Origin of the sequence: Virgisporangium aurantiacum, from assembly GCF_016863635.1 — a bacterium.
GTDB classification, from domain to species: domain Bacteria; phylum Actinomycetota; class Actinomycetes; order Mycobacteriales; family Micromonosporaceae; genus Virgisporangium; species Virgisporangium aurantiacum.
The window spans coordinates 78,569-102,536 of record NZ_BOPG01000084.1 but is presented as its reverse complement, the minus strand read 5'-3'; the positions used below and the strand labels follow the sequence as shown (position 1 = coordinate 102,536).

Here is a 23,968-nt window from a genome sequence, read left to right as displayed (position 1 = left end):
TCAACGGCACCGACCGCAGCCCGAGCTCCTCGGCCAGCCGGCGCTCCGCCGACGCGCAGAGGTCCTCGCCCGGCGCCGGGTGCCCGCAGCACGCGTTGCCCCAGCGACCCGCGAACCGCGTCTTCGTGGCGGCCCGCCGCTGCAACAGGAACCGCCCCGCGCCGTCGACGATCAGCACCGAGAACGCCCGGTGCAACTGGCCGGCACCGGCGTGTGCGGCGGTCACCGTCGCCGAACCCGCGGGCACACCCCGGTCGGTAACCAGTTCGACCAGATGGGTCTCCCGGTCATCCATCGACAACTCCCGTGATCCGCTGGGCGGCCAGCCGCCCCGAGATGATGACCATAGGTACACCGACGCCGGGTGTCGTTCCCGAGCCCACGAAGACCACATTGGACAGTGTCGGGTGGACGTTCGCGGGGCGGAACGGCCCGGTCTGGAACAACGAGTGGGCGGCCGCGAACGGCGTGCCGGCGGCCATGCCCTGCTCGGCCCAGTCGGCCGGGGTGACCATGCGGCTCACCTCGATACCGGCGCCGAATCCGACGTAGCCGCGCCGCTCCAGCGTCTCGACGAGATCCTCCTGGTACCGCTCGGCGAGACCGCCGCGCCAGTCGAACGGGCCGACGTCGAGGTTCGGTACCGGCGCGAGCACGTAGTACGAGTGCCGCCCGGCGGGCGCCACCGACGGGTCGGTGCGGCTCGGGTTGGTGACCAGAATCGACGGGTCGCTCATCAGCTCACCGCGCTTGATGACCTCGTCGAAGGTGCCGCGCCACGACCGTCCGAAGTGGATGTTGTGGTGGGCGATCCGGCCGTATCCCTGCTGGGACCCGACGTGCAGCACCACGCACGACGGCGAGTACCGCAGCCGGCGCGGCTTCGTGCCGAGCAGGGTCTCGTAGGCGACCGGCAGGTCGGGGTTGAGCACCACGGCGTCGGCGGGGATGTGTTCGCCGTCCGTAGTAAGTACGCCGGTGGCCCGCCCGTGCCGTGTCGCGACCCCGGAAACCGTTGTGCCGTAACGGAAAACAACGCCGTGCTTCTCGGCCGCACCCGCCAGTGCCCGCGCGACGGCGTGGACGCCGCCCTTCGGGAAGTAGACGCCCGCCACCGAGTCGAGGTACGCGATGACGGCGTACAGGGCCAGGGCGTCGTGCGGCGCGAGCCCGGCGTACATGGCCTGGAACGAGAAGATCCGGCGCGTACGCGCGTCCCGGAAAAAGCTGTTGATCTTCGGCTGGAGCCGCCGGAACCCGCCCGCCGCGAGCAGCCTGAGCAGGTTGGCGGTGACCAGGTCGCGTGGTGTGTCGAGGTTGCGGTCGATGAAGTCGGCGCGTTCGAGGTGCCACAGCCGCCGGGCCCAGGCGACGAAGCGCAGGTATCCGTCGGCCTCGCGCCCGCCGCAGACGCTCGCGATCTCCGCCGCCATGCGATCGGGGTCGGCGATGACGTCGAGAGTTGATCCGTCCGGGTAGTGGGCGCGGTAGGCCGGATCGACGCGCTCGAGATCGAGCCAGTCGTCGAGGTTCTCGCCGACCGCACCGAGCGTCTCGGCGAGCAGGTCGGGCATGGTGAGGACGGTGGGACCGGTATCGAACTCGTAGCCGGCGAGACCGAGCCGGCCGGCCCGCCCACCGGGATGCGCCTCCCGCTCGACCACCGTGACCTCGCGGCCGGCGCCGGCCAGCCGCAGCGCGCACGCCAGCCCGCCGAGGCCGGCGCCCACGATCACCACTCGATCGGCCGGGCCGCTCACCAGTCGCACTTCTGCCCATCCGCATCCGGACCAGCACTCCCGACCGAATGACGTTTCGACGACTCGGCTGGCCCCTTGGCCGAGCTTAACGTAGATTGGCGGATGCGTCGATTGGCGCGTCGATTGGAGCTGCGGTGGAACCCTTGACCAGCGCCTACGCCCGCTGCCGAGAACTGCACCGTGTTCACGGCCGCACCTACTACCTGGCCACGAAGTTGCTGCCGGCGTGGAAGCGCCCGCACGTGCACGCGCTGTACGGCTTCACCCGGTACGCCGACGACATCGTCGACACCACCGCCGACCTGGCACCGGCCGAGCGGGCCGCGCAGTTGGCGGCCTGGTCGGCGAAGTTCCTGTCCGGTCTGGCCGGTGCGCCGGTCGACGATCCGTTGCTGCCGGCCGTGCTGAACACCGTCACCGTGTTCGACATCGACCGGAACGATTTCGACGCGTTCCTCCGCAGCATGACCATGGACCTCACGGTCACGGACTATGCGACCTACGACGACCTGCTGTCCTATATGGACGGTTCGGCCGCCGTGATCGGCACGATGATGCTGCCGATCCTGGGGTCGTCCGATCCGGTGGCGGCGCGCGGGCCGGCCCGCGAACTCGGGCTCGCCTTCCAACTCACGAACTTCATCCGGGACGTCGGTGAGGACCTCGAACGCGGCCGGGTGTACCTGCCGTTGGCCGACCTCGACCGGTTCGGCCTCACGAAGGCCGACCTGGCGGCGGCGGCCGCGAACAGGCACGCCACCGCACCCATCCGGGAACTCATCGCGTTCGAGGTGCAGCGCGCCCGCCGCCACTACGCCGACGCGGCGCCGGGAATCCCGATGCTGGAACGCTCGTCGCAGGCGTGCATCCGCGCGGCGTACTGCGTCTACGGCGCGATCCTCACCGAGATCGAGCAACAGAACTACGACGTGTTCGCCCGCCGCGCCGTGGTGCCGAAGCGCAAACGGTTGCTCACCGCCGCGCGGTGCTTCGCCACCCGGCCCGGCCGCCCGGTCTCCGTTCCCGGCCGTCCGGCCGATCCGGGCCGTACACCCATCGCCGCGGCGTTTGCGGCTCTCTTGTAAGGACGCTCCACAATGGACACTGCCGTCGTGCTCTTCACCCGCGATCTGCGGGTGCACGACAATCCGGCCCTGCACGCGGCGTGCGAGACGGCGGCGAGGGTGGTGCCGTTGTTCGTGCTCGACCCGTCGGTGCCGGGTTCACCCAACCGGCACCGGTTCCTCGTCGAGTCGCTGGCCGATCTGCGCGAGTCGTTGCGGGGCCGGGGCGGCGATCTGGTTGTGCGGGAAGGCGATCCGGTCGAGGAGACGCTGAAGCTGGCGGCCGAGGTCGACGCCGACGGGATCGCGCTCGCCGCCGACGTCAGCCCGTACGCGCACCGGCGGCAGCGGCGCCTCGTCGAGGGTGCCGGCCGGCGGTCGGTGAAACTGTTCCCGGGCGTCACCGTGGTGCCGCCGGGAGACCTGAAGCCGGGCGGCGGCGACCACTACAAGGTCTTCACCCCGTACTACCGCGCGTGGCAGGCGGCGAAGCGTCGCGACGTGGTCGGCACACCACGGACCATCGCGATGCCGGCGGGCGTCGGCGTCGGCCGGCTGCCGAAACCCGGTTCCGGCAACGGGTTCGCGGCCGGCGGCGAGTCGGCCGGCCGCCGGCGGGTTCGTGAGTGGTTGCGGTCGGTCGGTGAGTACGACGAACTGCACGACGACCTTCCGGGCGACGGGACCTCGCGGCTGAGCCCGTACCTCCACTTCGGCTGCGTGTCACCGCTCGATCTGGCGGTCGCGGCGTCGGAAAAGGACGGTGCGGAGCCGTTCATCCGTCAGCTGTGCTGGCGCGACTTCTACGCCCAGGTGCTCAACGCGTTCCCCGGCCTGCGCACGAAGGCGTACCGGCCGGGCACCGAGGAGAACTGGAAGAAGGACCGGCACGCGTTCGAGGCCTGGGAGGCGGGACAGACCGGCGTGCCCGTCGTCGACGCGGGGATGCGGCAACTGGTCGACGAGGGCTGGATGCACAACCGGGCCCGCCTGCTCACCGCGTCCTATCTCACCAAGCACCTCGGCGTCGACTGGCGCGACGGCGCGGCGGTGTTCATGGCCCACCTGCTCGACGCCGACGTGGCCAACAACTACGGCAACTGGCAATGGGTCGCCGGCACCGGCAACGACACCCGCCCGTACCGGCGGTTCAACCCCGTTCGGCAGGCGCTGCGGTTCGACCCCGCCGGCGACTACGTGCGTCGCTACGTGCCGGAGCTGGCTTCGGTGCCGGGCAAGGCCGTCCACACGCCGTGGGACCTCGACGAGGCCGATCGGCGGGCCGTGAAGTATCCGGAGCCGCTCACCCTCGACTGAGTCGCTCGATGCTCCCGTGCAGCTCGGCCGGGTCGGCGTAGACGGCCACCGCGCCGGCGTCACGCAACTCGGCCGCGCTGATGCCGCCGCAGGTGAGGCCGACGCACGGTATCGACAGCTTGCCGGCGGCGTAGACGTCCCAGACCGCGTCGCCGACGAACACGACGCTGTCGGCACTCAGGCCGGTGCGGTCGAGGGCCGCCTGCACGATGTCCGGATCGGGTTTGCTCTCCGCGGCGTCACCGGAGTTGGTGGCACCGGCCACCACGTCGTCGACGTCGAGCACCCGGCGCAGCACCGCGAACTCCGGCGGCGCGGCCGACGACGCGAGGCCGACCGTGAGGCCCTTCCGGGCGCAGGCGCGGATCAGCTCGACGGCGCCCGGCTGCGGACGCAGCGAGGTCCAGTACTGGGAGTAGAGCGCCGAGTGTCCGGTTCGCAGCTCGTCGTCCTTGTCGCGGTCGCGGTCGGCGCTCAGCAGTTCGTCGAGAATCTTGTCCGACCCCATGCCGATCGCGCGGTGGATGCGCGCCATCGGGACGTCGTGGTCGTGCTGCCGGAACGCCCGCCACCAGCAGACGGCGTGGAGGTACGTGGTGTCGACGAGCGTGCCGTCGACGTCGAAGAGGACACCCGCAACCATGTCGCGCTGTTTACCCCGCTGGATTACGGGCAATCCGGAAGGTCATGAGCAAACTCAACCCGGAGGACCGGCACCGTCCCGGTGGGCCGGCGCCGTTCCAGTCGTCGGCCGATGGCCAGGACCCGGATCCGGACGTCGACTTCGCCAGCGAGCACGACTCGACCTCGTACGCGAGCGAACTGAGCGGCGGCCCAGAGGGCGTCCGGGAGGCGGAGAGCCCGCGCGGGCGGGCCGGAATGGACCCGAGCTAGTACCCCGTCCGCACCTTCATGTCATCCGTTCGGCCAGATCGTGGGTGCAAAACAGACATAGAGGTTGATAGCGGGTTGCCAACCGAGTGCTGATCGGTCACGCTATGTAGCGTCACAAGCACACGGGGGAGTTTTCAATGCGTCGCAACATGATCGCCATCGCCGCCACCACCGCTGCCGCCTTCGTCGGCATCCTGCTCACCTCGCAGCCCGCCGCCGCGGCGCCCGCGGCCGGCAAGGTGACCATCACGGTCAAGGCGGTCGACGCCGCTCCCCGCACCGCCACGCTCACCTGCGCCCCGGTCGGCGGTTCGCACAAGTCGGCCGCCGCGGCGTGCGCGACGCTCGCGGCCGCCCACGGCAACCCGGCCGACATCACCCCGGCCGACATCATGTGCACGATGGAGTACGCGCCGGTGAAGGTGAAGGTCGTCGGCCGCTGGAACGGCAAGTCCGTGCGGTACTCGGAGACCTTCAGCAACAACTGCCGGACCAGTGCCGAGGGTGGCGCCGTGTTCCAGCTCTGAGTCAGCTCCCTGCCGCCGGAAAGACGATGAGCCCCCCGCATTCGATGCGGGGGGCTCATCGCTTGGATCGTCAGCCGACGGGTTCCGGGCTCTCCGTGTCGCCGTCGGCCGGGGTGCGGGGGCGCGGCGAGCCGAAGAGGCCGACCACACCCGAGATGAACAGCTGCTTGTAGACGAACTCGCTCGGGTCGGTGACCACGAGCCTCGTGCCCCGGATGGCAGCGGTGTGATAGCCACCCACCAGCGCGCTGATGCCCACAGAGTCGACAAATACGACATCGCTCAGGTCGACCCTGATCAGAGCGGGTTCATCGGCGGCGAAAGCCGCGTCGACCGCGCCCCGGAGTTCGGGTGCGGTCTCCAGGTCGATCTCCCCGTGCGGGACGATCTCGACCACTCCTCCGGACAACCGGCGGGTCGTGATCGAAAACTCCACCACAGTTCCTTCCGTCTGGCGGCACGCGCCGACACCGGCTCCATCCAAATCTCAGGGAAGGGGTCGGTGTCGGCGTGGGATGCCGGGAAAGCGTGACTACGGGCCCTTACTTACGACAGGTCCTGGTCTCGGCCTTTCTTCACCTTCCGGGTGTCGCGCAGCTCCACGAACGGCTCCTCGTCGACGGGATGACCCGCCTTGATGGCTCGTCCGCGCTCCAGCTCCGCGTCGAACTCAGCGCCCAAGAGTACCGCGGTGTTCGAGATCCACAGCCAGACGAGGAACGCGATGACGCCGCCCAGCGTCCCGTACGTCTCGTTGTACTTGGCGAAGTTGGCCAGGTAGAAGGCGAACGCGGCGGACGCGATGATCCACATGAACGTCGCGAGGACGCCGCCCGGCGACACCCAGCGGAAGCCGCTCTGCTTGGCATTCGGTGACGCCCAGTAGAGGATCGCGAACATCAGGCTCACGATCGCCACCAGCACCGGCCACTTCAGGATGTCCCACACGAGCACCGCGCCCTTGCCGAGCCCGACGAGGTCGCCGATGCGCTCGGCCACGCCGCCCGTGAACACCACGATGAACGCGCTGATCACCAGCAGCACACCGACCACGACCGTGACGCCCAGCCGGGTCGGGATCGTCTTCCAGATCGGCCGGCCCTCCGGCACGTCGTAGATCGCGTTCGACGCACGCATGAACGCCGCCACGTACCCGGACGCCGACCAGAGCGCGCCGAGGATGCCGACGACGGCCAGCAGGCCGGCGTGGCCCTCCGCGCCCTGCAGGTTGTCGATGAACTTGTTGATCGTGCCGGCGTACTTGTCCGGCGCCACCTCGTCGACCGCCCGTGTCGCGGTGTCCGCGTCGCTGACCAGGCTGAAGACGGACAGCAGCACGATGATGCCGGGGAAGATCGACAGGAGGCCGTAGTAGGTGAGCGCGGCCGCCCAGTCGGTGAGGTTGTCCTCCTGGAACTCCTGGACGGTGCGCTTCAGGGTGTTCCACCAGCCGCGTCCACCGAGTTCGACCGGCTTGTCCGGCATCTCCTCTTCGGGCGGAAGGTCTGGTTGCAGTGGGTCTTCGGACGCCTGCGCGTCGTTCCTCTTCGATCTCAAGGCCATCGTGACTCCTCGTTCTACCTGCGGATTTCGGCCTACCCGTCAGCAGTGCCAACTAACCCGCCGTAGCCGATCAGCGTCGCAATCGTGGCGCTCATCGATTAGAATGTGTGTACGAATCAGGGTCGCTGCGGAAGGATCGCACATGCCCGTCACCGAGTCTCCGGCCCCCTACGCAACCCTCCTCGCCTTCGCCAGGTACGTGGGTCGCAGTGGCCCCGCAAAGGCCTCGTTCGTCGGCGGTCTGCGGCGGCAACGCCTCAGCCAAACCGGCTTCAATCCACATGGTTCACTGATCAAGGCGCTGAAGACCGACATTCAGTGGCGTACGCCGGGAACCCACCTCACCCAGGTCGTCAACGACGTCAAGCCACGGTGGCGTCCGCTGTACGAGGCGCTGCTGCCGGGCGCACTGTCCTATTTGGACTCACTGGGTGATCCGGCTCGGGTGCACCTTGCCCAATCGCGTGATGCGCTGGCCGTCGTCGGCGCCCTGCCGGTGAAGATCAACCCTCAGCTGGCGCTCCGTTACGACGACGGTCGCACCGAGGCGGTCCGGCTCTACTTCGACCCCGACCCGCCGGCCGATGAGGCGCTGTTGGCAACGTTCCACCTCATGGATCGCTACATGGAGCAGGTGCTGCCGCACGCCGAGGCCGTGATCGTCGACGTGCGGCGGGGCGTCGTGCATCGGCCCGACGGCGATCCGAAGCGCGCCGCCGAGGTGGAGCGGTGGCTCGCCGGGGAAGCCGCGGCGTTCTCCGCGATGTGGAGCGTGCCGGCGTAGTTCCTGGTTCGGGGTTCGGGCGGACCGCTCCGCAAGTGGTCCGCCCGAAACCCGTGCCGGTTGCGGCCCGTACCGTGCGTCACCGGTAGCATTGTGTGATGGTGCGATGGCTCTCCGTTGTTGTGGCAGTTGGAGCCCTCTATCTGGCGGGTGGGGGGTGTACAGCCGCCGGCGAGTCCGGAGTAACGCGGGCCATGGCGCCGGCTGTGCGTTCACAGGGGGAGCTCGTCGGGGCTCTGCTCCGGGTCGAGGATCTGCCCGCCGGGTACGTGTTGCAGCCGTCCGCGCCGGCGCCGTCCGCGCCGTCCGCCGACGGGGGTCAGGGTGCGGGTGCGTCGCCGTGTGCCGACGTCTTCGAGCAGCTGCGCGGCGGCGCGCCCGCGTTGAGTCGCGTCGCGGCCAGTTCCGCCCGGGTGGAGTTCGGCAAGGGTGACTACGGGCCGTTCCTCCAGGAGGAACTGCTCAGCAGCGGCAATCAGGTCGCGGTTCGGGCGGCGGTGTCGGCGTTCCGGAAACTGCCCGAGTTGTGCGACCGCTTCACCGAGACCGACGAGCAGGGGTCGTTCACGATCAAACTGAGCGAGGCCGGTCTGCCCGCGCTCGGCGACGAGAGCGTCGCGCTGAAGCTGGACGCCGCCGGTACCAGTCCCGACCTGAACGTGACCCTCGGTGGTTACATGATGCTGGTGCGTAAGGGATCCGTGGTCTGCATTCTGATCCACTTCGGGATACCCGGGGTCGATGTCGCCGAGACCGAGAAGATAGCCCGGGCGGCCGTCGCGCGCCTTGATTAGCTGTTCGTTTCCGCACCTCACGCGCCGTTCGGGCGTGCTACCGTCCGCGCCATGACCAGCGGGGTCGACACCTTCAGCTCGCAGCACGTCATGTGCGTCGTGGGGGCAGACCTCGATCTCGACAAGTGTGCCGAGATCGTTGCCGAGGTCGGTGGGCCGGGGTTCGACCTCGACGCCGATTACTCCCAGCGGGATCCCGATCCGAGGATGGCGGAAGCGTTCGAGGTGTCCGCCGACCTGGTGGTACCGAGCTTCACCGACGAAGACCGGGCCGCGGTCGCCGACCATCAGTCGGTGGCCTACATTCTCGGGCCGTCGGCCGCCTCGTACGAGGGGTTCGCCGTCACCCGGCGGATGCTCGCCGTCGTCGCGGCCCTGCTCCAGAACGGCGGCACCGCCGCCAAGTCGGAGAGCAGCGGCATCGCCCACGGCCGCGACCGCTGGCTGCACCTCGCCTCGGTCGCCGCGGCGGCCACCGACCGGGCCGGGCAGGCGCCGCCGCTGTACGCCGCGTTCGTCCGCCGGCCGTTGTCGAGCGGCCTCGTCTACTACAGCTGCGGCCTGCACCTCATGGGCGAGGCCGACGTCGAGATCACCGCGGCCGACGACGACCGCGGCCTGGAGTGGATGGACGGCCTGGCCCGCTACCTGTTGATCGACCGCGGCTCGGCCCGGATCCGCGACGGCGACACGTTCGGCCTGCAGGCCGACAGCCCGCGCCGGGTGCTCCGGCACCGGGCGTGCACCCGCTACCGCGACGACGACCTCTTCTACAACCCGTGGGGTTACTGGCGGTTGGCCGTCTGACCAACAGGCGGCACGTTTTCGGGGTCTAACGGGTGGCGCCGCGACGCTACCGTTGATCGGTGACCACGAAGGGGTCCCCAGGCCGATTACATGCCGTCGTCGCGATCATCGGCGTCGATGGCGCCGGAAAGACGACGCAGGCCCACCTCCTTGCCGAGTGGCTCACCGCCGCCGGTCACACCGCCGACTACTGGCAGAACGCCGGTGGCCGGCGCTGGTTCGGCCGGCTCGCCCAGTTCTTCGGCCGTCCCGACGCGCAGGCGCTGCTCGGCGTCGGCGGCATGCTCTTCGTCGAGTCCGTCCTTCGATGGATGGCGATCGCCCGGGCGTTGATCCGGTCGCGCGTGCGGCGTCACATCGCGGTGATGGACCGCTACTCCTGGTGCCAGTACGCCAGCATCCGGGCCCACGCCGACCTGACCGCACCGACGAACCCGGGTCGCCGCGAGCGCCGCGCCCGCCGCCTGTACGGCCTGTTCCGCGAGCCCGACCTCACCGTGTTCCTGGCCGTCACACCGGGCCGGGCGTGGACCCGGGTCGAGACGCGCGGCTACGACCACGAGGACCTCGGCTACCTGGCCGCGGCCGACGCGGCGTACCGGTCACTTCCGGAGGCCGAGCGGTTCGTGGTGATCGACGCCGATCGCGACGCTGCGTCGGTTCAGCGTGATCTCCGGTTGGCCGTCGCCGCCCGCCTGGGCCTGCCCGGCGCCGACGTCGGGCCGCTCGTCGCGCCGTAAGGATCAATTCGGGTATTTGCATACTGCAACGTCGTTGGCCACACTGGCCGGATGCTTTCGCCCGGATGCACTCCCCTGCTCCGAAGCGACCCGCGAAGCATCGGGCGGTACCGCATTCTCGGCCGGCTCGGTGCCGGCGGGATGGCCACGGTCTATCTCGCCGGCGAGCCCGGCGGCTACGTGGCGCTCAAACTGGTGCACGAGCACCTGGCCGCCGACGCCGAGTTCCGCGACCGGTTCGCGCGGGAGGCCCAGCTGGCCGCCCGCGTTCCGGAGCACTGCACGGCGGCGCTGCGCGACTCCGGCGTCCACGATGATCGCCCGTACCTGGTAACGGAGTACCTCGACGGGCCGCCGCTGAGCCGGCTGGTCGACGACGAGGGCCCGCTCGACCCGTCCACCCTGCACAACGTGGCGGTGGGCCTGGCCGCCGGGCTGACCGCGATACACGACTGCGACCTCGTGCACCGCGACATCAAGCCGAGCAACGTCGTCGTCACCCGGGGCGGCGTGCGGATCATCGACTTCGGCATCGCCCGCACGCTCGCCACCGCGACCGGGTTCACCCAGTCCGGCGTGGTGATGGGCAGCCTCGGCTGGACCTCGCCGGAACAACTCGGCGGCCGCGAACCGATGCCGGCGATGGACGTGTTCGCCTGGGGCTGCGTGATCGCGTACGCCGCCACCGGCCGGCACCCGTTCGGCGGCGACGACACGATGACCCGGTCGTGGCGCATCCTGAACGCGGAGCCCGACCTCGGCGGGGTTCCGGGCACGGTCGCCGAACTCGTCGGTGCCGCCCTGGAGCGGGACACCGAGCGCCGGCCGACCGCGCAGGAACTGCTGCTGGGTCTCGTGGGCGGGGCCGGATCGGTGGTCGCGGTGCGTCCGGCGGTCCCGGCCGAGTCCGCGCCGGAATCGGGTGGACGCCCGCAGCGTCGCCGCCGCTGGGCGGTGCTCCTCGGCGCGGTGTCGATCGGGCTGGCGGTCGCCGTGGCGTTCGCGTCGGGAGCCGGCGGCGGGCACCTGAACCGGCTGGACGCGCCGGCCGGATCGAGCCAGTCGGCCACCGGCGGATCGCCGTCGGCCGGCGGTGATGCGAGCCGGCCGGTCAGCGAGCCGACGCCGGGCCGGACACCGGCTCCCGCCGTGCCGCCCACTGGAACGGGCGGTGCCGACGGCGGTGTGAACGGCGGGGTCGACGGCGGTCAGAGCGATGCTCCGACCGGCACGTCGCCGACGAAGTCCAAGAAGCCGAAGAAGTCGAAGGAGCCCTAGGGCTGGCGAACGCGCTCAGGCGGCCGGGGACGCCCAGTCGATGTCACGCGTGATCGGTCGGAATGTTGCACTGGTCACGCAACAAGGCTACAAGCCCCGATGCCGCGTCCGAGCCCGCCGAACGGTGAGAAAGGCTGCCCGTCAGTCACAGAAACCGGTGCCCCTTCGTCGCCGGTTGCGCCGCACAGGTACCCAATCACCGCGCCGAAGGCGCGGTGATTGGGCGGTCACCTGGCTACTCGGGGTCGCGGGTCGGCGGGATCACCTGGGTCGGCTGGTCGGAGATCGGGCGCTGGGTCGGCGGGACCGGCTGGGTGGGCTCCGGCGCGGCGGGAGCGGCCGGGCGCTGGACGGCGCTCAGGTGGTCGACCGGGGTTGCCGGGTGTGTCGCGGCGGTGCCGGTCGCGTACACCGGGGCCGCCCGGTCGGGCGCCCGCTCGGCCGGAGCCGCCGCCGGCGCGGCGGTCGCCTGGGTGGCCTGGTAGGCCTTGGCGTGCGCGGCGATGGCCTGCGACTCGGCGGCGGCCCGGTCGAGCCACGCCTCCCACCGGCCCTGCATCGGCCGCACCAGGCCGCCACCGACCCCGACGATGATCACACCGGCAACCGTGGCGAGCACCGCGATCAGCACCGGCGTCGTGACGGTGGTGGCAACACCGATCTGGTTCAGCGCGGCGATCACGCCGAGCCCGATGATGAAGATCCAGGCGACGTTCGCCAGCAGCCGCCCGTACGACAGCCCGCCGAGCGCGTTGGCGATGAGGTCCTTCACGGCCGCCGCGATCGCCGCCGCCACCACCACGATGATGATCGCGATGAACGCCTGCGGCAGCCACGCGACGACGCCGGAGATCAGGTCGGACACCGGGTTCGGCCCCCACACCCCGAACGCCAGTTGCAGCGTGAACAGCAGGATCGCGTAGTAGACCAGCTTGGCGACGATGTCGCTGGCGTCGTACTTGCTCTTCGCGAGCGCGGCGCGGATGCCGCCCCGCTCCACCCACCGGTCGAACCCGACGCGTTCGAGCACCTTGTCGGTGAGACGGCGGGCCACCCGGGCCACCAGGAAGCCGATCACCAGGATCAGCAGGAAGAGGAGAGCCTTGGGCAGGAAGAGGAGGAAGCTCCGCAGCATGTCGCTGAGGCCGCCCTCAACGTCCACAGTGGACGAGGCGAGGATGTCCGTCATGGGGGTCTCCGGGGATTCGAGGGGGTAAGGCGCATTCGCCTGCGCCTTACCCCCACCCCGAATCGAGCAAACGGTACGCCCTAGCAGGTGCCCCCGTTCAGCTTGAACAACGTGGGCGACGCGTTCGCCAGTCCACCGCTGTTCGTCGCCACCAGGCCGACCACCGCCGTCTGGCCGCGCTTCAGGCGTCCACCCGAAAGGGTGACCGACGCCGCCACCTGTACCTCGGTGGCGCCGATGGCCGCGACCACCTTCTGCCCGCCGCTGTACGCGAACTCCAGCGACCAGTCACGCAGCGCCTTGCCGGTGTTGGTGACCGTGACGACCGCGAGGAACGGGCTGCCCGGCACCTCGATCGGCGTGTAGGTGACCTTGCAGGAACCGTTCGCCGGTGCCGCGCCGCCGTTGTCCTGGTCGGCGACGAACGCCGCGACCCACGATAGCGCCGCGCCCCAGTTGATCGCGATCTCGTTGGTCGACCACGATCCGACGTCGTCGATGTAGCACCACTGCGGGCGTGCCTCGCAGCCGGGCAACTTGCCGGCGGCGACCGGGTCCCACGTCGACGGCGTGGAGTTCGGACCGCCGGCGATGCTGCCGACCGGCGGCTTTGGCATGTCCGGGTTCACCGAGTTGGCGAACCAGCGGCTGTGCATCGCCTGCGAATGCTGCTCGCCGTACCCCGTCACGTACGACTGGTTGAGCGCGTTGCGGCCGAGGATGTAGTCCATGCCCTCGATCACGGCGTCGCGGTAGCGACGGTCGTTGGTGAGGTCGAACGCGGTCGCGACCACCACGAGGTTGTTCAGCACCGTGCTGTTCGAACCCCAGTCGAAGATGTTGTTCGCCGGGTCGAACGCGAGGCCCCACGGGCTGTTCTGCTGCGCGGTGACGTACTTGTTCGCGCCGGCGATCACGCTCGCCTTGACCTCGTTGCGGTTGGGCAGGTTGTTCGGAACCGTGGCCAGGTCGAGCCGGCCCAGGATCGCGACGCTCTGCCAGCTGAAACTGCGGTCGGTGAAGATGTCGGTGGTGTGGTGCGGTGACGTCAGGACCGCCTCGCGGTACTCGGCGGCGCCGGTGGTGATGAACAGTTCCGCGGCGGCCCAGTAGAACTCGTCGGTGACGTCGGTGTCGTCGTACGGTCCGCCGCCGACGCCGCCACCGGGTGCGTAGATCGCCGGGTTCGCCCTGGCGGCGGCCCAGGCGGTCTTCGCGGCGGTCAGGGCCCGTGCCGCGAAGGCCGGGTCGTACGGCGCGTAGATCCGGGCGGCCTGTGCCGCGGCGGCGGCCAGGTTCAGCGTCGCGGCGGTCGACGGCGGCTGCAGGTACCGGGGCTGCGGGTCGAGGTGCGGGTAGAGCGGGATTCCGGTCCATTCGGCGTCATGGATCTTGTGATGCGCCATGCCGGCGAGCGGCTTGCCGGCCGGCACCTGCATCTTCAGCAGGAACTCCAGTTCCCAGCGGGCCTCGTCGAGCACGTCCGGAACGGCGTTCCCGGTTTCCGGCACCCGCAGTTGGACGGGTGCCTGGGCGGTGCGCGCGGTCTTCGTCCGCTCGAAGTTGCTCATGACCTGGTAGGCGGAGATTCCGCCGTTCACCACGTACTTGCCGTGGTCGGCGGCGTCGTACCAGCCACCGGAGACGTCGAGCGAGTAGTCGCAGGTGCCCGGCGCGCACGGCACGCTGATGTCACCCTGGTTCGGCGCCACGCCGACGTGCCCGGCGGGCCGGCCGTAGCCGGGTGCGATCGCGTTGTCGATCGCGATGCCGCTGCGCCACGGGTAGTAGACGCTCAGCGAGTCGACCTTGAGCTGGTCGTATGCGCTCGCTGACAGGTCGAACGGGTGGCTCGTTTCACCGTCGGCCGTCAGGGTGAAGCCGGTGCCGGCCCTGGTGTATTTGCTGAAGTCGATCGTGTGGACGGTGAGCCCGCTCGTGCGCTCGGCGCCCGCCGGGGTCGAGGTGCCGGCGGCCACTTGCTGCCCGGCCCGGTTCAACTGCCAGGGGACGGGGGACGCGCTGTCGGTGACCAGCGTCGCCCGCTTCGGGCCGTTCGGCAGGTAGCCGACCTGGTTGACGCGCACGCGCGGCCCGGTCTCGGGTTCGTACGGCGGTTCTTCGACGCCGCCGGTGAGGCTGACGTTGTCGATGCACAGCGTGTAGGCGGCGCCGAGCGCGCCGGCCTGGATCGCGAACTGTCCGTTGGCCGTGGTGATGCCGGCCGTGAAGAAGTATTCGAAGGTGTTGGGCGTGGTGGTGATCGCCGGGTGGGTGTCGAGCGAGGTGGGCCACGGGTCGGCGTTCAACTGCACCAGCGTGCGCGGGTTGACCGGCCGGCTCGCGTGCGCGGTGAACGCGAGGCGGTAGCCCTCACCCTGGACGAGGTCGATGTCGTTCTGGCCGAGGATGGCGTCCCACGGGTTGGGGGCGCCGGCCGGGATCTCGGCGCACAGTTCGCCGTTGGTGACGGCGATCGGAGCGTTGGCCGTCGACCACCACGGGGCGGTCTGCCCGGTGTCGAACGTGCCGTTGACGATCTGTTCCGGGCCGGGTTCGGCCAGGGCCGGCGCGCTGGTCAGCGCCCCTGCGAGGACGGCGGTGAGCGACGCGCAGACGAGCTTCTTCTTCAAGTAGGGCCTCCCTGGGCGGCGGGGTTGTGGGAGCGCTCCCAGCAATGTTTCGCGGCAGGATGACCCCTGTCAATGCCCGCGACCCCTGCTCCCACCCCCCAAATGCACAGCGATCTTGGACTCCCGGTGTACGGGAGTCCAAGATCGCCGGTCGGGAGGCGCTAGGTGTCCATGCGGTCGGCTACGCGGCGAAGGGCGCGCGCGGTCCGGGTGCGTAGACGGGTCCTCGGCTCGGTGTCGGGCAGGACCGGGGCGTCGGGCATCGCCGAGTTGGCGCGCTGGCGCGTCAGCTGGACGGCGAGGATCGTGGCCTGCGGGTTCATCGTGTCCTCCTAGGAGACGGGCGCGGGGCCGGTCGTTTTCCGGACCACCAACGTCGTGGGCAGGACCCGGCGTCGGGCCTGCGGGTCTTCGGGTGGGTTCAGCAGCAGTTCGCCGCTGATCCGGCCCCGTTCGTAGCTGGGCTGGCGGATCGTGGTCAGCCCGGCCAGTTCGGCTTCCGGGATGTCGTCGAACCCGGTGACCGAGACGTCGCGACCGGGCTCGAGGCCGCGGTCCTTCAGCGCGTCCAGCACGCCCAGGGCGAGCACGTCGGACGTCGTCATGATGGCCGTGGATCGATCCAGACGGTCGAGCGCGTGCGCCGAGGCGTCCCGGCCGGCCGCGCGGTCGTTCTCGATCGCGTTGATCAGCAGGATGTCGCTCCACGGCACGCCGGCGGCCGCGAACGCGTCGCGGTAGCCGCGGGTGCGTTCGCCGCTGACCGAGTACCGCAGGTCCTCCGGCGTGAGGTCGACCGGGCCGGTGACGTCGTCGTCGGTCGCCCAGTGCGCGACGATCGCCACCCGGCGGTGCCCGAACCCGGCCACGTGCGCGGCGAGCTTGCGGGCCGCCGCCCGGTCGTCGATGCCGACGAAGCCCAGCATGCCGTCGACCTGCGGCAGCTCGTCCCGAAGCAGCTCCGGGTCGTCGCCGGACACCACGGGCAGCCCGCGGGCGGCGATGAGCTCCAGCGCGCCGGTCCAGTTCGGCACGCAGTAGACGCAGAACGCGTCGACCGCGGCGTTGCGGACCGCCTCGAGCGAGCCCTCGATGTCGTGGCGCGGCATCGGGATCAGCAGCAGCGAGTTGCGCCGCCGCTCGGCCGCCTCGGCGAGGCCGCGCAGGAACGACACCGCGTACGGGTCGCGGAACGCGATCGACAGGTTCGCGGTGAGGAGGACGCCGATCGAGTCGACCTTGCCGCGCCGTAGCGACCGCGCCGACGGGTTGGGACCGGGGTACCCGAGCCGCTCGGCCGCGGCGAGAATGCGCGCGCGCAGGTCGGGCGACAACTGGTCGGGACGGCTGTAGGCGTTCGAGACGGTGCTGCGCGAGACGCCCACCGCGTCGGCGATCGTCTGGAGTGTCGCCGCCATCCGAACCACCTCCTTTGTGCCGTACTGTCCTTCTGTATCGATACAGTAGACCCGGCGGCTTCCGGCCGGCAAGAGATCAGCGGTGTGATCGCAATTACCGCGCTTATCTCCCCTGGTGGCGGGTAGAAAATCATGGTGAGCGGTCGGGGGTCCGCGGGGTCAGACGGGCGGGGGGTCCGGCTCGTCGTCGGCGTGGTCCTCGGCGTCGTGGGCGGGGTCGGGGCCGCGGTGCTGCTCCACCGGTTCGCGGGGGTCATGGGTGCCGCCATCGGCATCGCGATCGCCGTGGGGGTCGCGTACGGAATCGTCCGCCGGGACTGAGCCGCCGCTGGCGTGGCCGGCGTCCTCGACGAGTTGGGCGGCCAGGGTGCGGATCTCGTCGATCAATGCCGCGGGCCGTTCCACCGTGAAGCGCCAGGGCAGGCCGGCCAGCATGCGGGCGGCGCCGTCGAGGCGTTCGGCCCGCATGGTGAGGCGCACGCCGCCCTCCACCTCGGCCAGGTCGCCCACCACCCTCGGCAGGCGCCGGCGGGCCTCGGCCAGGGTGGCCCGAAGCACCACGACCACCTCGTGGGCGTACGGCACCGACGCCAGCCCGGCCAGGACATGACCGGTCGGGTCGAAGCCGTCGGGTACCTCGAAGGATCCCTCAATCGATTCAGCTGCGGTGATCCGGTCGAGCCGGAACGTACGCACCTCGCCGCTCGCCGAGTCGTGACCCGACGCGTACCAGCGGCCGGAGTGGAAGACCAGCCCGTACGGCTCCAGCACGCGATCACCGAACCCGCCGGCCCACGACGTGTACGTGATCCGCACCGGGTGCCGGTCGCGGGCGGCCGCCGCGAGGGTGAGCAGCACCTCCGAACCGGCCGGTGCCGCCTGCCGGGGCAGGGCCGTGAAGTCGGCGGTGGCCAGCAGCGACTCGATCCGGCCGGCCACCGCGTCGGGCAGGACCCGGCGCACCTTGGCCAGGGCGCTGCCGGTGAACGCCCCGCCGCCGAGACCCATCCGTTCGCCGGCGACCAGCCCGAGCGTCACCGCGATCGCCTCGTCGTCGGTGAACATCAGGGGTGGCAGCTTGAAGCCCGGGGACAGGCGGTAGCCGCCGTACCGGCCGCGCCGGGTGCCTACCGGGATGCCGAGGTCGGTCAGGTGGGTGGCGTACCGGCGGACGGTGCGCTCGTCGACGCCGAGGCGCCCGGCCAGCTCTCCCACGGTGAACCACCCGCCGGTCTGCAGGATCTCCAGCAGGGCGAGCACCCGTGCGGTGGGTCTGGTCAAATAATCTCCGAATCCGGGCGGATCCTGTCCGGTATTCACACTAGCGTGACTGGCATGACGACATACGTACTGGTCCCCGGCTTCTGGCTCGGCGCGTGGGCATGGCGCCCGATCACGCAGGCGCTGCGGGCCAACGGTCACGACGTGTATCCGTTGACGCTCACCGGGCTGGGTGAGCGGGCGCACCTGGCCACGCCGGAGACCAACCTCGACACGCACATCACCGACGTGGTGAACCTGCTGCGGTACGAGGACCTCACCGACGTGGTGCTCGTCGGGCACAGTTACGGCGGGCTGGTGACCACCGGCGCCGCCGACCGGGTGCCGGAACGGGTGCGGGCGCTGGCGTACGTCGACACCGGGCCGCTGCCCGACGGCACGGCGCAGGCCGACTTCGCCGGGCCGGAGGAGCGGGCCGGCAGCGAGAAGGTCGTGCAGGAGTACGGCGACGGCTGGCGGCTGCCGCCCCCGCCCTGGGCGACGCTCGCGGCCGACGTCCGCGGCGTCGACGGTGACGCGCTGGCCGCGCTCGCCGAGCGCTCGGTGCCCCAGCCGTGGGCGTCGGCGATCCAGCCGGTGACGCTGACCGGCGCGTGGGAACGGTTCCCGCGGCTCGGCATCCTCTCGTCGTTCACGATCGCGCAGACCGAGGCGATGGCCGCCCAGGCACCGATGTTCCGGCACATGGCCGGCGACGGGTGGACGTACGAGGAACTGCCCACGTGGCACTGGCCGATGTTCAGCAAGCCGGCCGAGCTGGCCGACCTGCTGAACAAGGCGTACTAGGTCAAACCAGGCGGGCCGCGCCGATCCCGAGATGGTCGAGCAGCTCACCGAGCAGGTCGACACCGTGCTCGGTGAGCACCGACTCGGGGTGGAACTGGACGCTCGCGAACCCGGTGCCGCGCATCGCGTAGACCTCGCGCGTCACCGGGTCGCGGCTGACCTCGATGGTCGGGTCGACCGGGCCATCGGCGTCGACGGCGAGGAACGTCGAGTAGAAGCCCACCCGCTCCGGGCGGCCGAAGAAGTCGATCTCGCGCTGGGTGCCCTGGTAGGTGCCGTCCTTGCGGTGCAGCGGCAGCCCGAGCAGGCCGCTGACCAGTTGGTGCCCGAGGCAGACGCCGAGCAGCGGCCGCCCCGACGCGAGCCGCTGCCGGGCCAGCGTGCGCAGCCCGTCGACGCGGGCGTCGCCCCGGCTGCGCGGGTCGCCGGGACCGGGGCCGGCCACCACCAGGTCGTACCCGTCGAGGTCCAGCCCGACGGCCGCGGCGACGGAGACCCGCTCGACCGCCAGCCCGAGCGCCCGGAACAGGTGCGCCAGCATGCCGGTGAACGTGTCCTCGGCGTCGACGATCAGCACCCGGGCACCGCTGGCCGGATCGGCCGGCCGCTGATCGAGCCAGAACCGGGCGAGGTGCCGGTTCCGGGCCGCGAGCGCGGCGCGGACCCGGTCGGAGTTGATCTCGACCGGGACGGCCGGCGGCGCGGAGCCCTGGAAGGCCCGCATGATGCCGGCGGCCTTGGCGTGCGTCTCGGCCACCTCGCCGTCGGCCGTGGAGTGGCGGACCAGCGTGGCACCCACCGGGATCCGGAGGTGCCCGGACGGGCTGAGTTCGGCGGTCCGGATGAGGATCGGGGCGTCCAACGTCTGGCGGCCGGCGTCGTCGTGACCGAGCAGCGCCAGCACCGCGCCGTAATAGCCGCGGCCCCGGCGTTCGTGCCGCGCCACGACCCGGCAGGCGTTCTCGATCGGGCTGCCCACCACGGTCGGCGCGAACATCGTCTCGCGGAGCACGGCGCGGACGTCGAGCGTGGTCCGCCCGGCCAGCAGGTACTCGGTGTGGCAGAGGTGCGCCATCTCCGCCAGCTGCGGCCCGATCACCTGACCGCCGCCCTCGGCGACCACCGCCATCATCTTCAGTTCCTCGTCGAGCACCATGTACAGCTCGTCGATCTCCTTCTGGTCGGTCAGGAACGCCAGCAGGTCGGTCTCGGAGAAGCCGGAGCCGTGGCGGAACGTGCCGCTGATCGGGTTCATCATCACGAGACCGTCCTCGACGCTCACGTGCCGCTCCGGCGTCGCGCCGACGAGCGTGCGGGTGCCGGTGTGCACGCAGAACGTCCAGTACGCGCCGCGCTCGTTGCGCAGCAGCCGCGCGAACGCCGCCAGCGCGGCGCGCACCGGATCGCCGTCGACCGACGCCTCGAACACCCGGTGGATGACGAAGTTCGACCCCTCGCCCCGCCCGATCTCCTCCGACAACACCTCGCCGACCAGCGCGGCATAGCCGTCGTCGTCGATGTCGAACGCGCCGTCGCGCAGCACCGGCGGGTCGGCCGGCAACTCGGCGAGCAACTCGTCGAGCGCGATCTCCGCGGTGGACGAGATGCGCAGACACTCCAGCGGCGCGCCGTCGTCGACGCATTCGAAACCGCGCTCGACCACCTGCCGGTAGGGCACCAGCGCCAGCGTCGACGGCCCCGGCCCGGCGCCGATCGGGATGTCGGCCAGCTCGGCGACGCTCACGACGTCACCTTGAAAGATTTCGACAAGCGCGCGGCCGGCGCGGCGGACGACCGCGAACGGGCCAGATTGAGGAATCACCGGGTTTCTCCCTTGGCTGCGGGGCCGCCTCAAGGCGGCGCCGCGACGGAGAAACGCGAAACGGCCGCCTTTCGGCGGCCGCGTGGATTGTCTACGCGCGAAGGATGGCCGCCTTTAGGCGGGCCACCACTGGTTACAACGCGCGGTCATGCGGGTGATCGTAGCGGACGAGAGCGACGAGTTGGTGCCCGCCGAGGAGGCGTCGGGCACCAACCCGCGTCCTGTTGCCCCCGAAGGAGCGGTTATGTGTCGGGTCACTTGCCGGTGAACGTCGGACCGGCCCACTTGAAGCTGTTCATGGTGGTTCCCCCCTGGTGAAACGCCCCCGTGCGGGGCATGCGTACAGGGAACACGCTTAGGGTTGTGCTGAGGTTGTGGTGAAACTGCGACCAATTTTCGGGTCGCTCGCGAGGATGCCGTCGAGCTCGCGATCGTGCCCCTCGGTGATCGCCGCCAACAGGTCGTCCTCGCCCAACTCGGCCTGCAGGGCACCGTAGGTCCGCTCCCAGTCGGTGCGTTCGACGGCGGGAACCGGCGCGCCGATCGCGGCCCGCACCGCACCCGCCGCACCCAGCAGCACCGCCGCCATCCGGCTCGACCCGGTGCGGCGCAACGCCTCGGCCAGCGCCTCCAGCACGCTCGCGGTGCGCCACCGGTCACCCAGCCGCCGGTGCACGCCGAGGCTGCTCACCAGGTGTGCCCGGGCCGACTCGTCGCGACCGGCGCGCAGTTCGACCAGCCCGAGCATGTTGCGCACCCAGGCGACCCCCTCGTCGAACGAGATCATCTGGTACCGCTCGAGCGCGTCGTCGAAGAGGCGGCGGGCCCGTTCGGTGTCGCCGCTGTAGAACGCGATGGCGCCGAGGTTCAGCAGCGCGGCGGCGATCGCCTCCGGGTCGCCGAGCGAGCGGACGAGCGGCAGGCACTCGGCCAGGTACCGGTTCGCGGTGTCGAGGTCGCCACCAACCCAGGCGGCGAACGCGCCGGTGTGCAGCGCCCGGGCCACCCCCGGCTGCTCCTCCATCACCCGGTAGTAGACCAGCGCCCGCTCGACGCACGCGATCGCCTGCTCGTACTGGCCGGTCTCGCGCTGCACCGAGGCCAGCAGCACCAGCAGCCGGGCGAACTCGACGCGGTCGGGCCGGGTGAGGTCGAGCGCCTCGTGCGCCAGGCGCAGCGACGTCGGGTACTCGCAGTCCAGGATCGCCAGCGCCGACGCCTCGATCAGCGCCTGCAGGCGGATCTCGTCGGGCGCCTCCGGACGGCGTTCCAGCGCGAGCGCCAGCCACCGGCGGCCCTCCCGGTACTGGCCGCTGAACTTGCAGTAGTGCGCGAGCGCCGTCGCCAGCCGCAGGTCCTCGGTGCCGTCGCCGTTGTCGAGCAGCCAGCGCATCGCCGCCTGCAGGTTCGGGTGGTCGGCGGCGAGCCGGGTGAGCCAGGACTGCTGGTGACCGCTGCGCAGGTTCGCGGCCGCCTGCTCGGCCAGGCCCAGATAGTGGGCGGCGTGCCGGTGCTTCGCGGCGACCGCCTCGGCGTCGGTGAGCCGCTGCGCCGCATATGCCCGCACCGTTTCGAGCAACCGGTAGCGGGTCCCGCCGTCGCGGCGGTCGACGGCCACGAGCGAGCGGTCGACCAGTTCGGTCATCAGGTCCAGGGCGTTCGCGTCGAGCGCCTCGGCCGCGTCGAGCCGCCAGCCACCGACGAACACCGACAGGGTGCGCAGCAGCGCGCGTTGAGCGTCGTCGATGAGGTCGTAGCTCCAGTCGAGGGCCGCGGCCAGCGTCTGGTGGTGGCGCTGGGCGTACGGGTCCTCCCGGGTCGCGCGGAGCAGGGCGAAGCGGTCGGAGAGCCGGGCCGCGATCTCGGGGACGGACAGCGCGGTGGCCCGGGCGGCGGCGAGTTCGATGGCGAGCGGGAGCCCGTCGAGGTCGCGGCACAGGGCGTGCACCAGGTCGAGTTGCTCGGGCGGCACCTCGGTGCCGGTGTGGTCGCGGACCAGGTCGATGAACAGTTGGGCCGCGTCGGCGGGGTCGAGCGGGGCGACCGGGTGCACGACCTCGCCGCGCAGCCGCAGCGGCTGGCGGCTGGTGGCGAGCACGCGCAGGTTCGCACAGGCCGGGAGCAGACGCGCGAGCAGCGCGGCGCACGCGGCGCTGACGTGCTCGCAGTTGTCGAGGATCAGCAGCGGGGGAGCGGCGACGTCGAGGTGGCGGACGAGCCGCTCGTACGCGTCGCTGCTGCCGTCGTCGGCGAGCGAGAGGGCCGCGGCGATCGCCTCCGCCAACAACCCTTCGGTGACCACGCTCAGGTCGACGAACCGGGCCCGGCCCACCACGTTGGCCGCGGCGATGGCCAGGCGCGTCTTGCCGCAGCCGGCCGGCCCGACGAGCGTCACCAACCGCCGGCCGCGCACCGTCGCGACCACCGCGTCGACCGCGCTGTCGCGGCCGACCAGCGCGGTGAGCGGCTCCGGCAGGCTGACCGGGTCGTCGTCGGGCACCGCCGGCTCGGTGGGCACCGGGCCGGCGTCGGGCAGGTCGAGGAGCGGTTCCGGCTCGCCGCCGGCGAGGACCGCGGCGTGTTGCCGGCGCAGCCTCGGGCCCGGCTCGACGCCGAGCTGATCGGCCAGCACCTCGCGGGCACGCAGGTACGCGGCGAGCGCGTCGCCCTGCCGGCCGGCCCGGTACAGCGCGACCATCAGCAGCTCCCACAGCCGTTCCCGGAACGGGTGGGCGGCCGCCAGGTACTCCAGTTCCGCCACGTCGAGCGACGCGTCGAGGCTGAGCGCGTAGGCCCACCGGTCTTCGGTGGCGGCCAGCCGCAGCTCGTCGAGCCGGGCCACCTCGGCGGCGAGCCAGTCGACCGGCTCGGCGTCTTCGAGCGGGGCGCCCTGCCACAGCGCCAGACTCTCCTGCAGTTGCCGGCCGGCCGCGGCCAGGTCGGTGCCGGCGGTGACCCGGGCCAGCCGCACCTCGTCTTCGAACCGGCGGGCGTCGACGTCGTGCGGGGCGAGCCGCAGCACGTAGCCGGGCGCCTGGGTGGTGAGCGCCTCCGGCAACCCGGCCGCCGCGAGGGCCTGCCGCAGCCGGGCGATGTGGCTGTTCAGCGTCTTGTCGGCGGTGGCCGGCGGGTCGTCGCCCCACACCGCGTCGATCAGGCGGGTGCGCGCGACGACCGAGCCCACCCGGATGGCGAGCGCGGCGACGATGGTGCGTTGCCGCGCGCCGACGAGCCGCGCCGGGCCGGCCGGGCCGACGACGCTGACCCCGCCCAGCAACCGGACCGCGCCGGTTCGCGGAACCTCGCCCATC

At 71.2% G+C, this 23,968-nt stretch carries 22 protein-coding genes; 10 read left to right on the top strand and 12 right to left on the bottom strand.

The genetic code is table 11. The features are described 5' to 3' along the window. Both Vau01_RS52205 and crtI read right to left on the bottom strand, forming a co-directional pair. A partial coding sequence (locus Vau01_RS52205) for an NUDIX domain-containing protein (protein ID WP_204008901.1) occupies positions 1–295 on the bottom strand: 295 nt, incomplete at its 3' end. Continuing rightward, positions 288–1,769, bottom strand: a complete 1,482-nt coding sequence (gene crtI / locus Vau01_RS52200; RefSeq protein ID WP_204008900.1) for a phytoene desaturase family protein — start codon at positions 1,767–1,769, stop codon at positions 288–290. The genes crtI and Vau01_RS52205, both read right to left, overlap by 8 nt. A 125-nt stretch (positions 1,770–1,894) precedes the next feature. On the opposite strand from crtI, the gene Vau01_RS52195 reads away from it, so the two are divergent. Both Vau01_RS52195 and Vau01_RS52190 read left to right on the top strand, forming a co-directional pair. Continuing rightward, a complete protein-coding gene (locus tag Vau01_RS52195) occupies positions 1,895–2,845 on the top strand; it encodes a phytoene/squalene synthase family protein (RefSeq protein ID WP_204008899.1) in 951 nt (316 codons plus the stop codon). Between the two features lie 12 nt (positions 2,846–2,857). Further along, positions 2,858–4,141 carry a cryptochrome/photolyase family protein gene (locus tag Vau01_RS52190; protein ID WP_204008898.1) on the top strand — a complete coding sequence of 428 codons (1,284 nt, stop codon included), beginning with the start codon at positions 2,858–2,860 and terminating at the stop codon, positions 4,139–4,141. On the opposite strand, the gene Vau01_RS52185 is transcribed toward Vau01_RS52190, so the two are convergent. Beyond that, positions 4,128–4,784, bottom strand: coding sequence for an HAD family hydrolase (locus Vau01_RS52185; RefSeq protein WP_204008897.1), 657 nt, complete (start codon positions 4,782–4,784; stop codon positions 4,128–4,130). The two genes, Vau01_RS52190 and Vau01_RS52185, sit on opposite strands and share 14 nt — an antisense overlap. A gap of 44 nt (positions 4,785–4,828) precedes the next feature. Here Vau01_RS52185 and Vau01_RS52180 point away from each other — a divergent pair, with 44 nt between their 5' ends. Together Vau01_RS52180 and Vau01_RS52175 are read left to right on the top strand one after the other, a co-directional pair. Beyond that, positions 4,829–5,035, top strand: a complete 207-nt coding sequence (locus Vau01_RS52180; protein WP_204008896.1) for a hypothetical protein — start codon at positions 4,829–4,831, stop codon at positions 5,033–5,035. Between the two features lie 137 nt (positions 5,036–5,172). After that, entirely contained in the window at positions 5,173–5,562 is a 390-nt protein-coding gene (locus Vau01_RS52175) for an SSI family serine proteinase inhibitor (protein ID WP_204008895.1), read from the top strand. Positions 5,563–5,632: 70 nt separating this feature from the next. Here Vau01_RS52175 and Vau01_RS52170 read toward each other — a convergent pair whose 3' ends face one another. Together Vau01_RS52170 and Vau01_RS52165 are read right to left on the bottom strand one after the other, a co-directional pair. Beyond that, positions 5,633–5,998, bottom strand: coding sequence for an STAS domain-containing protein (locus tag Vau01_RS52170; protein WP_204008894.1), 366 nt, complete (start codon positions 5,996–5,998; stop codon positions 5,633–5,635). 110 nt (positions 5,999–6,108) lie between these two features. Further along, the gene (locus tag Vau01_RS52165; RefSeq protein WP_204008893.1) at positions 6,109–7,125 is read right to left on the bottom strand and encodes a YihY/virulence factor BrkB family protein; all 1,017 of its coding nucleotides are present in this window, start codon (positions 7,123–7,125) and stop codon (positions 6,109–6,111) included. 142 nt (positions 7,126–7,267) lie between these two features. Between Vau01_RS52165 and Vau01_RS52160 the strand changes: the two genes are divergently transcribed. The 5 genes from Vau01_RS52160 (at position 7,268) to Vau01_RS52140 (ending at position 11,528) form a co-directional block, all read left to right on the top strand. After that, positions 7,268–7,909, top strand: coding sequence for a hypothetical protein (locus Vau01_RS52160; protein ID WP_204008892.1), 642 nt, complete (start codon positions 7,268–7,270; stop codon positions 7,907–7,909). 206 nt (positions 7,910–8,115) lie between these two features. Beyond that, positions 8,116–8,703, top strand: coding sequence for a hypothetical protein (locus tag Vau01_RS52155; RefSeq protein ID WP_204008891.1), 588 nt, complete (start codon positions 8,116–8,118; stop codon positions 8,701–8,703). A gap of 51 nt (positions 8,704–8,754) precedes the next feature. Next, positions 8,755–9,510, top strand: coding sequence for a hypothetical protein (locus tag Vau01_RS52150; RefSeq protein WP_204008889.1), 756 nt, complete (start codon positions 8,755–8,757; stop codon positions 9,508–9,510). A gap of 59 nt (positions 9,511–9,569) precedes the next feature. Beyond that, on the top strand, positions 9,570–10,250 hold the full coding sequence (locus Vau01_RS52145; protein ID WP_204008888.1) for a dTMP kinase: 681 nt from the start codon (positions 9,570–9,572) through the stop codon (positions 10,248–10,250). 51 nt (positions 10,251–10,301) lie between these two features. Beyond that, positions 10,302–11,528, top strand: a complete 1,227-nt coding sequence (locus tag Vau01_RS52140) for a serine/threonine-protein kinase (RefSeq protein ID WP_204008887.1) — start codon at positions 10,302–10,304, stop codon at positions 11,526–11,528. A 235-nt stretch (positions 11,529–11,763) separates the two neighbouring features. On the opposite strand, the gene Vau01_RS52135 is transcribed toward Vau01_RS52140, so the two are convergent. From Vau01_RS52135 to Vau01_RS52115, 5 genes are all read right to left on the bottom strand, one after another. After that, complete coding sequence (locus tag Vau01_RS52135) at positions 11,764–12,717, bottom strand: mechanosensitive ion channel family protein (protein WP_204008886.1); 954 nt, start codon at positions 12,715–12,717, stop codon at positions 11,764–11,766. A gap of 80 nt (positions 12,718–12,797) precedes the next feature. Then, entirely contained in the window at positions 12,798–15,350 is a 2,553-nt protein-coding gene (locus Vau01_RS52130; protein ID WP_204008885.1) for a glycoside hydrolase family 9 protein, read from the bottom strand. Positions 15,351–15,511: 161 nt separating this feature from the next. Continuing rightward, complete coding sequence (locus Vau01_RS52125) at positions 15,512–15,673, bottom strand: hypothetical protein (protein ID WP_204008884.1); 162 nt, start codon at positions 15,671–15,673, stop codon at positions 15,512–15,514. A gap of 9 nt (positions 15,674–15,682) precedes the next feature. Next, the gene (locus Vau01_RS52120) at positions 15,683–16,768 is read right to left on the bottom strand and encodes a LacI family DNA-binding transcriptional regulator (RefSeq protein ID WP_204008883.1); all 1,086 of its coding nucleotides are present in this window, start codon (positions 16,766–16,768) and stop codon (positions 15,683–15,685) included. A 159-nt stretch (positions 16,769–16,927) separates the two neighbouring features. Beyond that, on the bottom strand, positions 16,928–18,049 hold the full coding sequence (locus Vau01_RS52115; RefSeq protein ID WP_204008882.1) for a helix-turn-helix transcriptional regulator: 1,122 nt from the start codon (positions 18,047–18,049) through the stop codon (positions 16,928–16,930). A gap of 54 nt (positions 18,050–18,103) precedes the next feature. Here Vau01_RS52115 and Vau01_RS52110 point away from each other — a divergent pair, with 54 nt between their 5' ends. Continuing rightward, entirely contained in the window at positions 18,104–18,835 is a 732-nt protein-coding gene (locus tag Vau01_RS52110) for an alpha/beta fold hydrolase (RefSeq protein ID WP_204008881.1), read from the top strand. 1 nt (position 18,836) lies between these two features. On the opposite strand, the gene Vau01_RS52105 is transcribed toward Vau01_RS52110, so the two are convergent. After that, positions 18,837–20,690 carry an anthranilate synthase family protein gene (locus Vau01_RS52105; RefSeq protein ID WP_204008879.1) on the bottom strand — a complete coding sequence of 618 codons (1,854 nt, stop codon included), beginning with the start codon at positions 20,688–20,690 and terminating at the stop codon, positions 18,837–18,839. Between the two features lie 322 nt (positions 20,691–21,012). Continuing rightward, entirely contained in the window at positions 21,013–23,967 is a 2,955-nt protein-coding gene (locus Vau01_RS52100) for an ATP-binding protein (protein WP_204008878.1), read from the bottom strand. Between the last annotated feature and the right edge of the window lies 1 nt (position 23,968).